Source organism: Chitinophaga silvisoli, from assembly GCF_003412465.1.
Classification (GTDB): Bacteria; Bacteroidota; Bacteroidia; order Chitinophagales; family Chitinophagaceae; genus Chitinophaga; species Chitinophaga silvisoli.
Map to the genome: position 1 here is coordinate 101,711 of NZ_QTJV01000004.1, position 14,934 is coordinate 116,644.

The following is a 14,934-nucleotide window of genomic DNA, read 5'->3' on the forward strand; positions in this document are numbered from 1 at the left end:
GAGGGTGCCTCCATCGAAGCACCCTCTTTTTTTATTTTTCTTTTATCAAAGTAAATACCTTCTCTCCATATGTCTCAAACGTACACGCTTTCGTTCGTGCATTCCGCTGTAGACATTTCGTTTTATAGATCGTCAATGTATCCATAAAAAACTTGTATCCGTATGTCTCCCTCGTATTTGTGGATGTCTCAAAATCGATAAAATCCACATCATTTTCTACTTCCTCCGCCAAACCATCAATGACCGGTGTATACCTTGTGAAAAGATCCAGCCCAATGATCGTATCATTTTCTCCAAATATCACCTTCTTGCCATTTTCAAAATGGTAGGTACCACTGAACAATAATTCTTCCAATATTCCCCAGTCAGATTTTTTCACATCTCCTTTCCCTAATTTATACAGGTAAGTGTTACGGATCCTGATTCTCGTAGGTGAAAGCACCTGGATTGTATCCACATTCTTTTTAGAAAGGTCTGGTGCTGTGAAAAGATATTGATTGCCGTTTTTCACGACCACCATATCCTGTGCTCCATCATGGAAACCACTAATGTACCTGGTCACCATCAATGTGCGGGCAGGAATCTCAATACAGCTAATACTGTCCGCCCTGCAAAGACGGGGAGACTGGGTGATATGCAGGTCATTGACATACCCTTCATTCACCCATATTCCGGCAAAACTCAAAGCCGTATCCAATGCTTCAAAGGTACCAACAGAATCAGGCTCTGCTACAGGGGGCGCGGATTCAGTAGCGGTTTCAATTTCAGATTCAGGTTTACTGGCAACTGAGTTTTTACAAGCAATAAACCCCAAGGTAATTCCAAGGATAAATAATGTATATCTCATAGCGAACCACAAGATAATATATTTTTATAATATAAAAATATATTAATATCAGCGGTTAGTTTTGCTGATAACGGGTAGCGAATTCTTCCGCGAAGACCTCCAGCGAACGGGAACCTGTCTTCTTTCCATACGGCATCCACAGGATTCCTGTGCGTACCGCTACCCCCACTTCTACCAGCAGGCGGGCAATTTCTTCCCTGATTCCACCCTGTATCATACCCGTTAAAGCCTGTTCATCACTGAAAGTCACCCAGGGCAGGTCCGGCTGACCAATAGCCTGTCCAAGCGCCTTTGCTACCTCTCCCGTAGTACGATCATCACTCACTACATAGATGATTTCATTCCCTGCAAATGGTGCCTGAATTGCCTTTGCCACCGCCGCTGCAATATCCAGCGGGTGCGCCATCACCAAACGGGTATTTGCATCATAATTAGCCCCCAGCATTCCCATATGCCGGATCATGGCAATATTGCCATAAAGGTTTGTGAAGATGTAAGGTATAGCCAGGTGTTTTATAGATATCCCCGGAATTTGATTGAGTATTTTCGCCACCTCGTGAGCGCCCACTGTCAATCCCGTTCCTTCACTGAGATGTGCGCCCATACTGCTTAGATTCACAATATGAGTCACACCTGCTGCCTGGATAACCTGTGCATATATTTGCCCGATAGTGGCACTGTAAGCCCTGTAATCAGGCACATTGAAATTAGGTGGAATCATCGTATAAACTACATCCGCTCCTTTAAATGCTGCAGTCAAAAACGCCAGATCCTGCAGATTTCCGATAGCAGGTATACCTCCCAAACTTTTAATCGCTGGAATATTCCCTTCCTTACTACTAATGATCCTTACCTCATGTCCCGCACTAATCAAAGTTTCCGCCAGTGGTTTGCCGATATTACCTAATGAACCTGTGAGTGTTATTTTCATGTCTTGTCATTTTACTATCGCAAAGCTACCTTTGTACAGAACCTAAAAGAAGAACTTACCCTAAAGTAGGTAGCTATGACCGCTGTAAAAGAAAGCTCGACTATTCAGGAAAATAAAAAGACGGTATTCCAGGAATGCCCTGTCACTTATGTGATGGAAAAGATAGGCGGATACTGGAAACCCATTATCCTTTTCCAATTATTATCCGGCAGAAAACGATACCATGAACTGAAAAAAAACATTCCGGGTATTAGTGAGAAAGTATTTATCCAGCAATTGAAACAACTGGAAACAGATGCATTGATTCTAAGAGATGCTACTGGTAATGTCCCGCCTGTGGTGCATTATAGTCTTACACCTTCCGGACATGCACTCAGGCCGGTCTTGTATGCAATGGCTGTATGGGCGATCGATGAAACAGAGATGCCGGTTTCGAAAAAGCTGGAAGATTTTCCAGGAGGGAATGATTGATTTATCTTTTTGAATTTGCCCTGTATTGCCCCGGTGTAAGGCCCGTGTACTTTTTGAAAAAACGAACAAAATAGGATTGATCTGAAAAATTCAACCTGTAGCAGATCTCCGCAATTGTAAGCTGAGTGTGGATTAGTAATTGTACTGCTTCCTTAATCATCCGCTCATGTAGATGCGTACCCGGAGTCTTGCCCGTAACAGCTTTTACCGTATCATTCAGGTGATTTTGTGTCACATTCAGCAAGCCTGCATAGGTAGATAATTTCTGTTCAAAATCCTTATCTATCAATGCCGTGAAAGCTGCTGTAAGCCGAATGGCGGCATTGCTGCCTCCCATTGGTTCAGTAACTGTATACAGCTGTTGGGTTTTTATAAAAACAACCGTCAGCAAAGCCTTTATTAATTCCAGTTGATGCGGCTGGCCCGCTATATATTCCTGCTCTATTTCCTGAAAATAATGATAGAAATATTGCTGCTGTGCTTCATTCAATGTGATGACCGGACAACCATCTACCTGGAAGAATGGATACGCATGCAGGTTGGGCAATATGTGCTCATCAAATGTCATAATGTATCCCTCATGCTCATCTACCACAGACTCCCAGTTTGTGACCATGCCCGGAGGTATAAAGCACAACATTCCCTTGCGGATGTAATATTCTTTGGTTCCAAAAGTTTTGATGCCTTCTCCCCCTGTCACTAATACCACCATGTAGAAATCCAGCCTGTTTGCAGTGATCAGGGGTTGACAACGATATGCTTCATCTTCCCTGCGATGAATTTCGAAGCGTCCTGAATCTATATGCGTATCCGCAGGATAAAAATATTTATCCCGGAAATTACTGCCGTTAATAACAGGTATTTTATGCTTAACTGATTTCATTTTTGATATGAGCAAAGATACCATTTATTGACGGTTGCCAGCCCAGCATGCGGCGGGCTTTTTCAGAAGATGCCCTGCTGTTGGAAGCAAGGCCATAATGGCTCATATCAGGGCCGAAAATGCTGATTGCCTCATCCATAGAAAGTGATAATGTCTTTTCTACACCTAATTTCGCACTCATGGCTGCTGCAAGATCTTTAAAGCTGGCTTCGCCATTTTCTGCATAAAATGCACTCCCTGCCGGCGCATTTTCCAATGCTTTCACATATAATTCAGCAAGGTCAGCTACATGCACATTTGACCAGATACTTTCTCCTTTTTCCACATAAATACCCTGCCCTTTTTCTTTGGCCACCTTATATAATAGTGGAAGCTGGATGCTTTCTTTGTGCAGCCCTGTACCTACACCATATACCATGGTAGGAATAATGACTATGGTACGGATGCCCGTCCTTGCCGCCTGCAAGACGTGGTTATTGATCCCCGTCCAGGCAATCCGTTCTATTCGTGGAGCAATGGGGTAATCTTCTGTGTAAATAAAGCCGGCAGCTGCACCATATTCCTTTCTTCCTAAAATACTGGAACCAGAAGTGTGAATAAGTGTCTTGCCGGTACCTTTTAGTGTTGCTAACAGTACTTCAATACTATATGGATCTACATGAGAAGCAGTGTGAATAACGGCATCAGCTCCTGCTGCTGCTGATTGTAATAATGCTGCATTGTCGATATTACCGGCAATTGCTTTGATGCCCATGTCGGCTAAGGGTGACAGCAATTCCGGGCGACGAACCAAACCTGAGACTTCGTAACCTTTGCTTATTAATAAGTTGGCAATTGTACCTCCGATATATCCATTAACTCCTGTGATGAAAACTTTCATTTTGAATGATTTAGAATATCAAAGGTCGGTGACATCATACAGGCGGAATGGAGTTATACCCGGTATTTATGGTACTTCATACAGATTATTGAAGCGGCTGATGGTACCTGTTGTTATATAGCTGAGCAGCAATGCGTTGTCCTCTTCTTTCAGATTGATTCCCAGAGATTTGAATACCGCCGATGCCCCGGCTATAAAGAATGCATTTTCACTGGAATGCGCTATATGTCCTTCTATCTCCTCCAGGGCAAACCGGTAACTACTGCGCAGCAATACATTGCCAAGGGCGAAATTCATACCCTGAATTGCAGCTGCGCGCCAGGGTAATTCTATCCTGTCACAGTTATCTTTTATAGTACCTGCATGATCCCGTGTAAGCGAAATAGTTACCTCGGCGTAAAAGCCCAGGCCACCAGTTTGGCGGGCATATTTGAAATGAGTTTTCTCCATAATTGTCGTGCATTGCGAAGGTAAAATTTCCTGATTTAATCCGGAGCTCCGATGGATAGAATTATTGTTTATGTCATCTCAATGCTTTTAAAATTTTTTGGTTCACCCACTTTTTCTTTATTTATAATTTACATACTGCTCTGCAAAGGTTCCATCCGCATACAGATCTATCAACCCATAGCCCGGTGCTGTCTCCCTCCTGTTACCTTCCCACCATGCACCACTTACTGCTCCATTGCATATATATGTCACATTGTTATACACCACCTTATCTCTCAGGTGAATATGCCCGCTCAAACACAATTTCACATTTGGATGCTTATAAAACAAACTGATAATAGCAGCTGTATCCGTGTGCATATCGCCGCCTAACATCGTCCATTTATTGACGATGTTATCTTCAATCATTAAAGTAGCGGTAAGTATAGGGATATGTGATAAGACACATACAGGCATGTTCCTGTCTGTATTACTCAATTCATTTTCCAGCCAGTGAAACTGCTCTTCTCCCAGCTTGCCGATATACCAGGTATTATCTATATCCAGGTGCACACTATCCAGGCAAATGAATTTCCACCCACCCTTTACAAAACTGTAATAAGGTTTTGCAAGTTCCAGCTGATGCAGTGCATACGCTTTCTCATTTTTCTCCTTCCACCAGATGTCATGATTCCCTAACACTGAATACACAGGCAGATTGGATTCCGATCTGAACACACTCTTCACCAGTTTCCACTGCGCTTCATTCGTAGCCAGGTCCTCTTTGTTCATGTCAAATACCAGGTCACCACCATTCAATATAAAATCAACAGCGGGTTGCCGGGACTGTACATGATGTAAACAATCCCGCAGGTGAAGGGGAGCATCAAACTTGTCTTTCAGATGAATATCTGTAAGGTGGGCGATGCGCAATGCAGGTTTTGCACCAGTATCCGCCATACTGCTCAATGGCAAGGCAGGGGCGAGTAACAGGCCGCCCATTCGCTTGAATAAGGTTCTTCTTAAGATCCTGGCAAAGTTATACATCCCATGGAATGCCCTGTGTTAAGTTATTGTTTATAAATACCAATCAGGTGAGTGCGCAGGTAGTAAGTACCCGACAATACAATCTTTGAGGAAGGTAATTGGGGCATATGACAATCCACACAATTCAATACCGCCATTTTATCAAACTTACAAGCCGGAGATGGCTGTTGCTGATGACACTGCATACATTTCTTTGAAAATGCCACCATATTATTCGCCTCGTTCTGATGCGGATCATGACAAGTCGTACAATTCATCTGCCGGCTTTTTTTAAAACACTGACTCGCTGTGAACAACTGGTATTGTGTACCATGAATATCCAGTTGCTCCGGCCTGGAAGGCCCACTGATATCAGGGAAGAAATAATCGTCGTAAGCATCTCCCGGTTGATAGTCAAAAAGTGATTTCTGCGGTGTCTTCAGACCCGAATGACACAAGGCACACATATCAAGTTGCTGCTGATTACCCAGGGAGCGAACAGCTGTCATATGCATTGGCTTCTTCTCCTCCGGGTGTGCTGTATGATAAGCCACATGTTCCGCTGCCGGCCCATGACAACGCTCGCAATCTATTCCATAAATGATCTTACCTTTTTCAAACGTTTCTTTCAATCCCCGGCCTACCATCGCTACACTTTTAATACCAATTGCCGAACTATGACAACCAAAACAGGTACTTGGAATCTGCCTGTCGAACTTAGGATGGGAGTTCGGGAAACCGGGACTATTGGCCCAATGCCCTGCACTTACATAGTAGGATACGGGCAACTGGTAATAGTTCTCATTATTCCAGTACAAATAGGTTTGTGCATGCCGCCCTGAACCCACTGCCAGGTGAAATAAATGTCCGCCCTGTACCTTGCCGCTATCCGTCACGACCATCTCTACACGGGTACTATCATCATAGGTAAAGGAGCCCGGGAAAGTACCCAATACATTGGTACTACTCGTTTTAAAATGGGTTGTCTGTAAATAATGATTGTAAATGTCCTGGTGACAACTGATACAGGTATTGGCACCGGCATATGCCGGCCCTCTCAGGTCCTGCGCCGGCTGTGTGATACATTGGGATAATAATGCGATCAGACTTATAATGCCTGATGCCACCCACAGCATTCGTTTATTCATAACGTAGAAAAATATATTACACCAACCACTCCTTCAGCGTAAGGATGCTCAGGCAGCCCATGATCAGCACTACTATCCAGCCGATCAAAGACAACAACAGCGGATGATTATATCCCTGCACCAGTCTTTTATTGTAAGCTGCCAGCAACATCACTGCCAGTGCTACCGGCAGGATCAATCCATTTAATGCACCTGCTATGATGAGCAACTGCACCGGATTTCCCACTGCCGCAAAAATCACAGTACTGAACACGATGAAAAAGGTAATAAACCATTTTTCATTTTTCGCTATAAAAGGATGAAATGTTTTTAAAAATGATACCGAGGTATATGCAGCACCTACCACAGAAGTAATCGCTGCACTCCACATCACCATACCAAAGAAACGATACCCGATCTCCCCTGCAGCACTTCTGAACACGGCCGCCGCCGGATTTCCGCTATCCAGTTTCACACCTGCCGTCACTACACCCAGTGCTGCCAGGAATAACAGGATCCGCATCACACCTGTGATCAGGATCCCCTTTGTTGCACTCCGGTTTACCTGCGGAATAGATTCGGGGCCTCCTATTCCCGCATCCAGCAGACGATGTGCGCCTGCAAAACTGATATACCCGCCTACTGTACCTCCTACCAGTGTGATGATAGATTTTGTATCAATGCGATCCGGCCAAACCATTTGCCGCATCGCATCTATTACAGGGGGATGAGAGCTTACCGCTACATACAGGGTGAGTAAGACCATTAAGATACCTAAATAACGTGTAAACTGATCCATGGCATTCCCCGCCTCCTTCATCCAGAAGATAAAAAGCGAGATCGCCCCACTCAGGATAGCGCCATACAAGGTATCAAGACCAAACAAGGCTTGTAATCCCAATCCACAACCACCAATATTCGCGATATTAAAAACCAGTCCACCCAATACCACCAGCAATGCCAGGAAATATCCCAGGCCGGGTAGTAAGGCATTGGCCAGGTCCTGTGCACGGGATTGACTCACTGTCAAAATTCGCCAGATGTTTACCTGTGCCCCAATGTCCAGCAGGATAGATACCAGGATAGCAAAGCTGAAAGCAGCGGCATGCTGCTGTGTAAATACGGTTGTCTGGGTCAGGAAACCTGGTCCTATTGCGGATGTCGCCATTAAAAAGGCGGCACCCAGGAGAACGGAAGCGCGTTGTTTATTCAAGAGTGTTGTATTCTTTGTAAGGTCTGATGCACTGCTTTTGCGAATGTGACGGCATGTGCCCCATCGCCATGCAGGCAAATTGTTTCGGCACGCAGTGGCACTACTTTTCCACTGACGGCGGTGACTTCCTGTTTCGTCACCATTTGTATGACCTGTGCCAGGGCATCTGCTTCATTTTCTATCAGGGCATTGGGTTTGCTGCGTGGTGTGAGAGAACCATCATCCTGATAAGTCCTGTCGGCGAACACTTCACTGGCTGTTTTAAGGCCCATTTCAGCCGCTGCTTTGATGAGCCAGCTGTTAGACAAGCCAAACAAACAGAGCGCCGGATTGGTATCCCTGATCGCCTGTGCGATGGTGGTTGACAGCTGTTGATCTCTGGCTGCCATGTTGTACAAAGCACCATGTGGTTTTACATGCTGCAGGGTGGCACCCAGTGAGCGGCATACTTCCTGTAAACTGTGTATTTGTGTGGTGATGAGGTCGTACACTTCCTGATCGGCTAATTGTTGTTCTGTTCTGCCGAAATTGGCTTTGTCATTAAAGCCCGGGTGTGCGCCGATGGCTACTCCATGTTGCAGGGCCAGGCTCACTGTCCGCTCCATGGTTGCCTTATCTCCGGCATGATAGCCACAGGCAATATTTGCACTGCTGATGTAAGGCATTATTCCGGCATCGGTAGCCATACCTTCGCCCATGTCACAGTTAAGGTCGATGTACATATTTACTTTTGGTTGTGTTGCAGCCATTCCTGCCATCGTAAGTTACAGGCATTTTGGAGAAAATGCAAGTGTTGTTCGGCTGCTATCAGCAGCTCTTCGGCTTCATCATGTGGTATGATCTGGAATATAAATTTGCTGTGTGGCAGTAACTGCGCCAATATTGGAAGGTCTGCACTGACCACGTGTGCGATGCGTGGATATCCCCCTGTTGTCTGGTGATCGGCCATAAGAATGATCAGGTGGCCATCAGGTAATAGTTGTACGGTACCCCTGGTAATGCCGGCCGAGAGCCGTTCCTGTTCGTGTACCATGTGTAATGCGGGGCCTTTGAGCCGGTATCCCATTCTGTCACATTGTTCCGACAAGGTAAAGAGATGAGAAGTAAATACCGATTGCGATGCAGGTGTCAGCTCAGGATATTCCAGGCTTGTCACCACCCTGATCACACTTCCATCCGAATACAGGTCACGCACATCTGCCCGCCAGGGCAAGGGCGTACCCAGTTGGGTAGTATGCAGATATTTCTGATGCAATGCCTTGTCGATATCCTCATCTACATGATTGACAGGAATGCGGTCGTTTTTTTGCAGTTTTCTGCCTTCGAAGCCACCGGCACCTGCCTTCAGATGGGTACTATGGCTGCCTAACCAGGGTGTATTGTTCAAACCACCCCTGATAGCAAGATAGCAACGTGCGCCGGAAACTGGTTTGGTAAAACGTAATATAGACAACTGGGAAATCCAGATAGGTTGATTAATGTCCAGTGGCTGCTCATTCACCATCGCTCCAAAATCGCCTCCCGAGAGTGCAATCAGGGTATCCTCTTCAAAAAGTAACACAGCTGCAGGAAAATGTAACTCTATAACAGCAGCTTCCGGATCGTTGCCTACGAGAATGTTGGCCACATACATAGCGGCACGGTCCATGGCACCACCCGGGTTTATGCCCAGATGCTGGTAGCCATATCTGCCCCCATCCTGTATTGTATCCAGTAAGCCCTGTTGGATAACCTGTATCATTTATATCATTTTATGGAATTCACGCAGCGAGATAGGTATGAATTTCACCTCGTCGCCGGGATGACAATAGCAGGGGGATTCCAGTGCAGGGTCAAACATTTTCACAGGTGTTTGCCCGATGATGTTCCAGCCCCCCGGAGATGCTAATGGGTAGATGCCGGTTTGCCCCCCGGCAATGCCGACACTGCCCGCCGAAATGTTTAAGCGGGGCTTTTTTTGCCTTGGCGTAGCCAGGCGATCGTCTACCTTGCCCATATATGGGAAACCCGGGAGAAAACCCAGCATGTAGACAGTATATGTTTGTGAAGTGTGCAGGTCGATGATGTCTGCTTCGCTCATGCCTTTTTGAGCCGCCATTGTAGCCAGATCCAGCCCAAGCGATGGATCATAGCATACAGGAATCTCTAAAAGACGATGTTTTTCTGTTTTGTGTACGAGCGGAGCTGTTAGCGCAGGCCCAATTAATGACTGTATGGTAGTAAAGGCATTATTGTTTTGTTCACGGCGTACTAACAGAATATCGTATACGATTGTAAGCGATGCGTAAGCAGGAATGATATCGAGAATGTATGGCAGCTGCATGGTGAGCAGGTGATTATACACGTTCATGACCTGGTCGTGAACTGCAGCAGAGATTTCCTGTGACCATTCTATGATCAGGGAATGATCGCCCAGCGGGTTGATAGTATAATCCGTGTTCATAATTCTGCAATAAGTTACGTGTTATTGCCGAAAAGCTGTCAATTATTTTTAGGATTGCATGCTGCTGCAAGGATGGAAAGTCCTGTTTCTGGAATCAGGACCTGCAACAACAAGGAAGATTTTTTTGATTTTTTACGGTTGTAATAGTTGGCGGGTATATGCTAACCCAATATTATAGATCTCTTCAAAGTGCTTAAAATCAAACATTCCGAACTTCCCTAAGCCCTCCGGTTCGATGAACTCACGGCAACGTGCTTTATTTTTCAACACCGGCTCCCGGATAGCCAGGTGCAGGGTACGATCGATATTGGCGAGGTAACCATTTTCAGGATGGTATGCTGTGAGCGGATTCACATGCACCCCAATGATATCGTCATGTTTTTCAAGCAGGGGCTCAGCAGGCAGATTACCTGTCAGTCCGCCATCCACATAAGGAATGCCGTCTATCACGATCGGCTGGAATAACAGTGGAATGGAAGATGCTGCCAATACAGCAGGGATGATCGGCCCTTTGTCAAAGATCATCTGGGTCCCCTTGTTGAAATCGGTAGCCGCTATATATAAAGGTGCTTCCAGGTCTTCAAAGTTCCTGTGGCGCAGGGTTTGGGTCAACACCTTCTCCACGGTTTTTAAGGAGAGCAGTCCTGTCCGCCAATTGCGCCATTCCATAGAAAGGCCTATCTTATTGTGCTGGAATATTTCTCTCACCTCATCTGTCGTATACCCATCACAGATAAAAGCAGCGGCGATAGAGCCGGCACTTGTAGCCGCGATTGCGGATGGTGTAACCTGTTGTTCTGCAAAGGCTTTCAGTACTCCCAGGTGGGCATAACCCCTGGCTCCCCCTCCTGATAATACAAAGGGACGCGTAGATGCATTCATGTAGCTGTTCTTATTTTGGTGCCGGCAGTTCTCCTCTCCTTGTCCAGAGATAAATAGCCACCAACAGGCTCAAGATAGGAATTACTATCCCAAATTCATCATAGAAGTATTTAGTTTTCTCCGAAGTAAGGGTGAGTGGTGTAAAGATGGCCTGGATAAACAGGTTATGGCTGGCATGTAAAATCACCGCCGACCACAGACTACCTGATTTAAGACGAAACCAGGTGAATATGAAACTGCCACTGATTACTAAGATAGAAAAGCAGGAGAACCCATACCAGGCAGGGGTACCACTATTATAATCGGCAAAGAGCAAGATGGGCAGATGCCAGAGCGCCCAGATACAACCTGTGATAAAGGCGGTTTTTGTATAGCCCAGGATCCTGTACATCTCAGGTGCCAGAAATCCACGCCAGCCGATCTCTTCTCCCAATGCGGTAGACATACTTCTCACCATGCCATAGGTGGCCGTCAGAAAAATATACAAGGCAATCACAATGACCTTCGGTAACTTTTCCAATCCAAATGATTCCGCTACGCCCCCTACAAACTCAGGGTCATAAAATTTGCCCCATCCTACTGTCCAGATTATTAAATAGGCGGCGAAACTATATAAGAAGGGCACCAGGTAACTCCATAACTGGTAACGGGCCTCCCCCCATTTCCAGGCCATGGCACTGATGGGTCGTTTGATAATCAATGATGTCAGGAAAGCAGCCAGGGCAGGACTCCACATCATACCAATAACAAATGCACCCCTGCCACCCATGATTTTTCCTGTATGAATGATAAAGGCGTAAAAAATAGCACTGATGGCAAAGGTGATCAGCAGGAATATTACGATAGTTTTGCGTGGATTTTGTTGTGTCATGCTCTCAATATAGCAAAAAAATTAGGACTACAAACTACTTTTAAACTGTCCATTTTTCCTGCCTGTAAGCACTGTCCCAAAACATATATTCCAGCCTGCAGGCCTTTTCATATGCCACATGCATCGCCTCTTCCTGGGCAGGTGTCGCTACAGCATCACAAAAATCAATGGCTTTCTTTACCAGCTCACCAAAAGCCTCTCCTGCATAAGTATCTATCCAGTTACGATAAGGATGATCTGCCGCTGTTTGCTGTGCATAGATGTAATCCCCTACTCTCTTATAAATCCAGAAACAGGGCAGTACTGCTGCCATGGCTACTTCCACCGGGGCCAATGCACAGGTACCCAGTAAGAAGCTGGTGTAATGATGGCAGGAAGGAGAGATGCTGATCTTTTCAGTAATATCGTATTGTTGAAAATAAGCAGCATGCAACGCATTTTCTACTACAATGGCCCCTTCTGCAAAACGTGTATATTGCAATACCTGTTCTACTGTATAAGCCCTCGCTGCTATCAGGGATAATGCACGCCCGAACTGTTCCAGGTACAATGCATCCTGCGAAATATAAAATTTGAATTTCTCTACCGGCAATGTGCCATCTATCAGTTCTTTGATAAACGGCATGGTGATGATTTCGTCATAGATATGGGCAGTTCGCTGCCAGGCTCTTTCACTCCAACTCATGTGTAATTAGTTTTTCCGGTGCAAAAAAATGATTCAAAGGACCATGTCCTTTCCCTGTTTGTACATCCTGCCCTGCGGCAATAGCAGTATGGATATAATGACTGGCTTTATCGATTGCAGTAAGCAGTTTTTCGCCCCTGGCCAGGTATGCAGCAATGGCGGATGATAAGGTACAACCCGTACCATGCGTATTCTCCGTGGCTATATGCTGACTGGAGATGATATGCGCATTATGCTGCTGATCTTTGTATACATCAAAGAGTTCCTTTCCTGCCAGATGGCCCCCTTTTACCAACACGGCATTGCACCCTGTTTGTAAGATTCTGTCTGCTGCTTCCTGCATATCTGAAAGATGATGCAGGGGCATATCTGCCAGTATTGCTGCTTCATCCAGGTTAGGAGTCACGAGCGATACCAAAGGGAATAATTTCTCTTTTAAGATGGAAATGGTTTCGGATTCTATCAACCTGTCTCCACTCGTAGCCACCATAACAGGATCGAGTACCACCGGCACATCGGGGTAGCGCTCTAAAGTCGCTGCTATTGCCAGTGCCAGATCAGGAGAATGGATCATACCTATCTTAATTGCAGCAGGTTGTATATCGTCCATCACTGCACGAATCTGACCTGCTACGATATCAGGTGGAATACTGTGAATACCTGTTACACCCAATGTATTCTGTACAGTAATCGCTGTAATCGCTGAGGTGCCAAAGCACCCAAGCGCAGAAAATGTTTTGAGGTCTGCCTGTATGCCAGCCCCACCCCCACTGTCTGAACCAGCGATGGTTAACACTCCTACATATTTATATTTTGTCATAGTGCTTTTTCTATTTGAAGACGAATAGCAGCGGCTGCCTTTTCAGGATCCGGGGCTGCACAAATTGCGGATACAATGGCCAGACAATCAGCTCCGGCCCTGATTACACCGGCAGCATTCCCTTCGTGGATAGCACCAATTGCTACCAGGGGTTTGTCTGTCATCGCACGGATTTTCCTGATGCCTTCCAGTTTCCATTCGGTAACGGTATCTGTTTTGGTAGCGGTGGCAAAAACAGGACTCAGTGCCAGGTAATCAGCCGCAGCAGCATCTGCTGTACAGAGCTGCTTTTCATACTCTATGGAATAGCCTAAGATCCCACAGGAGGGCCATTGTGCCCTGATATCCAAAGGCGGCAGATCGCTGTTACCTACGTGGATCCCTGTAGCACAACATTGCTGTGCTACCCATAAATTGTCGTTGATGACCAGGGGCACTCTAAAGGGTACGAGCGCTTCTTTCAGGCGGAGTGCCCGCTCCAGAAAAGCCGGGTTATCCAAATGCTTTTCCCTTAGCTGGATCACGTCTACCCCTCCTTTCACCGCGGCTGTTGCCACACTGACCAGGTCTCTGCCTTTACAGGCATCCTCACTGATGACCAGGTATAATCTGCGATTAAACATGCGACTCCTCCAGTTTTACCATTGATGCCACTGCTTCATCTGTGAGTTGATATAACTGATCCAGGATATTCACCTGCATACTTCCAGGACCATTGGATACCTTGGCCGCTTTCTCACCTGCTATACCCAGGAGTGCCATGGCCGAAACAGTGGCACAGAAAGGATCAGCCGGGTTGGCGGCAGCAAAAGCCCCGATAAGCGCGGTCGCCGTACAACCCATACCCGTTACTTTGGCCATCAGCGGGTGTCCGTTTGACAATAATATGGTTGTATCTTTTCCAACTATGATATCCACGGCTCCTGATACGCATACCACGCTGCCAAACTGCTGTTGCAGGTAGCGGGCAGCGTCTACAGCTGCCGTACTTTCCTCCGTGCTATCCACTCCTTTGGTAGTAGCTACATTCCTGCGGGCCAAAGCCATAATTTCGGAGGCATTGCCACGGATAATGGTCGGTTTCAATTCCAGTAACTGTCTTAAGATCTCATCTCTGTAAGGAGTAGCGCCTGCCCCAACGGGATCCAGGATCCAGGGCTTGCCGAGGGTATTGGCTTGTCCGATAGCGAGTTCCATACTCTTTACCCAATATTCATCGAGGGTACCGATATTGATTACGAGCGCCCCTACAATCTTAACCATGTCTGCCATTTCCGAATGGGCATGGGCCATTATGGGCGATGCCCCTACTGCCAGCAAAGCATTGGCAGTATTGTTCATAACTACATAATTAGTGATACTGTGAACCAGCGGGGATTGTTGCCGAACAGCCAGGATCTGTTCCCTGATAGACTCCTTCATAATG

The 14,934-nt window shown here is 46.1% G+C and carries 18 protein-coding genes; 1 reads left to right on the forward strand and 17 read right to left on the reverse strand.

Annotated features, from left to right (window positions below):
- Window positions 1-31: 31 nt before the first annotated feature.
- Window positions 32-847, reverse strand: a complete 816-nt coding sequence (locus DXN04_RS12470; RefSeq protein ID WP_116853691.1) for a hypothetical protein — start codon at window positions 845-847, stop codon at window positions 32-34.
- Between the two features lie 55 nt (window positions 848-902).
- Entirely contained in the window at window positions 903-1,778 is an 876-nt protein-coding gene (locus tag DXN04_RS12475; protein ID WP_116853692.1) for an NmrA family NAD(P)-binding protein, read from the reverse strand.
- A 75-nt stretch (window positions 1,779-1,853) separates the two neighbouring features.
- On the opposite strand from DXN04_RS12475, the gene DXN04_RS12480 reads away from it, so the two are divergent.
- A complete protein-coding gene (locus DXN04_RS12480; protein ID WP_116853693.1) occupies window positions 1,854-2,249 on the forward strand; it encodes a winged helix-turn-helix transcriptional regulator in 396 nt (131 codons plus the stop codon).
- A gap of 1 nt (window position 2,250) precedes the next feature.
- Here the strand turns inward: DXN04_RS12480 and DXN04_RS12485 are convergent, their stop codons facing one another.
- The 15 genes from DXN04_RS12485 to thiM all read right to left on the reverse strand — a co-directional run bounded on the left by DXN04_RS12485 (window position 2,251) and on the right by thiM (window position 14,930).
- Entirely contained in the window at window positions 2,251-3,132 is an 882-nt protein-coding gene (locus tag DXN04_RS12485; protein WP_158568985.1) for a helix-turn-helix domain-containing protein, read from the reverse strand.
- Window positions 3,119-4,012 carry an NAD-dependent epimerase/dehydratase family protein gene (locus DXN04_RS12490; protein ID WP_116853695.1) on the reverse strand — a complete coding sequence of 298 codons (894 nt, stop codon included), beginning with the start codon at window positions 4,010-4,012 and terminating at the stop codon, window positions 3,119-3,121. Before DXN04_RS12490 ends, DXN04_RS12485 begins: the two co-directional genes overlap by 14 nt.
- Window positions 4,013-4,078: 66 nt before the next feature.
- Window positions 4,079-4,462, reverse strand: coding sequence for a hypothetical protein (locus tag DXN04_RS12495; protein WP_116853696.1), 384 nt, complete (start codon window positions 4,460-4,462; stop codon window positions 4,079-4,081).
- Window positions 4,463-4,579: 117 nt separating this feature from the next.
- Window positions 4,580-5,443: a metallophosphoesterase family protein gene (locus DXN04_RS12500; protein WP_233525577.1), complete on the reverse strand. Its 864-nt coding sequence runs from the start codon at window positions 5,441-5,443 to the stop codon at window positions 4,580-4,582.
- A gap of 68 nt (window positions 5,444-5,511) precedes the next feature.
- Window positions 5,512-6,615, reverse strand: coding sequence for a multiheme c-type cytochrome (locus tag DXN04_RS12505; RefSeq protein WP_116853697.1), 1,104 nt, complete (start codon window positions 6,613-6,615; stop codon window positions 5,512-5,514).
- Window positions 6,616-6,631: 16 nt separating this feature from the next.
- On the reverse strand, window positions 6,632-7,807 hold the full coding sequence (locus DXN04_RS35345) for an NRAMP family divalent metal transporter (protein WP_233525578.1): 1,176 nt from the start codon (window positions 7,805-7,807) through the stop codon (window positions 6,632-6,634).
- The gene (locus DXN04_RS35350; RefSeq protein WP_116854308.1) at window positions 7,804-8,529 is read right to left on the reverse strand and encodes a 5-oxoprolinase subunit PxpA; all 726 of its coding nucleotides are present in this window, start codon (window positions 8,527-8,529) and stop codon (window positions 7,804-7,806) included. Before DXN04_RS35350 ends, DXN04_RS35345 begins: the two co-directional genes overlap by 4 nt.
- Before the next feature lie 2 nt (window positions 8,530-8,531).
- Window positions 8,532-9,548 carry a 5-oxoprolinase subunit C family protein gene (locus DXN04_RS12520; RefSeq protein ID WP_116853699.1) on the reverse strand — a complete coding sequence of 339 codons (1,017 nt, stop codon included), beginning with the start codon at window positions 9,546-9,548 and terminating at the stop codon, window positions 8,532-8,534.
- Window positions 9,549-10,250 carry a 5-oxoprolinase subunit PxpB gene (gene pxpB / locus DXN04_RS12525; protein ID WP_116853700.1) on the reverse strand — a complete coding sequence of 234 codons (702 nt, stop codon included), beginning with the start codon at window positions 10,248-10,250 and terminating at the stop codon, window positions 9,549-9,551.
- 132 nt (window positions 10,251-10,382) lie between these two features.
- Window positions 10,383-11,132, reverse strand: a complete 750-nt coding sequence (locus tag DXN04_RS12530) for a patatin-like phospholipase family protein (RefSeq protein WP_116853701.1) — start codon at window positions 11,130-11,132, stop codon at window positions 10,383-10,385.
- A gap of 10 nt (window positions 11,133-11,142) precedes the next feature.
- Window positions 11,143-12,003 (reverse strand): CPBP family intramembrane glutamic endopeptidase, encoded by an 861-nt coding sequence (locus DXN04_RS12535; RefSeq protein WP_116853702.1) that lies wholly within the window; start codon window positions 12,001-12,003, stop codon window positions 11,143-11,145.
- A 40-nt stretch (window positions 12,004-12,043) separates the two neighbouring features.
- On the reverse strand, window positions 12,044-12,688 hold the full coding sequence (locus DXN04_RS12540) for a TenA family protein (RefSeq protein ID WP_116853703.1): 645 nt from the start codon (window positions 12,686-12,688) through the stop codon (window positions 12,044-12,046).
- A complete protein-coding gene (gene thiD, locus DXN04_RS12545) occupies window positions 12,675-13,508 on the reverse strand; it encodes a bifunctional hydroxymethylpyrimidine kinase/phosphomethylpyrimidine kinase (RefSeq protein ID WP_116853704.1) in 834 nt (277 codons plus the stop codon). Before thiD ends, DXN04_RS12540 begins: the two co-directional genes overlap by 14 nt.
- On the reverse strand, window positions 13,505-14,131 hold the full coding sequence (gene thiE, locus DXN04_RS12550) for a thiamine phosphate synthase (protein WP_116853705.1): 627 nt from the start codon (window positions 14,129-14,131) through the stop codon (window positions 13,505-13,507). Before thiE ends, thiD begins: the two co-directional genes overlap by 4 nt.
- Window positions 14,124-14,930, reverse strand: coding sequence for a hydroxyethylthiazole kinase (gene thiM, locus DXN04_RS12555; RefSeq protein WP_116853706.1), 807 nt, complete (start codon window positions 14,928-14,930; stop codon window positions 14,124-14,126). Before thiM ends, thiE begins: the two co-directional genes overlap by 8 nt.
- Between the last annotated feature and the right edge of the window lie 4 nt (window positions 14,931-14,934).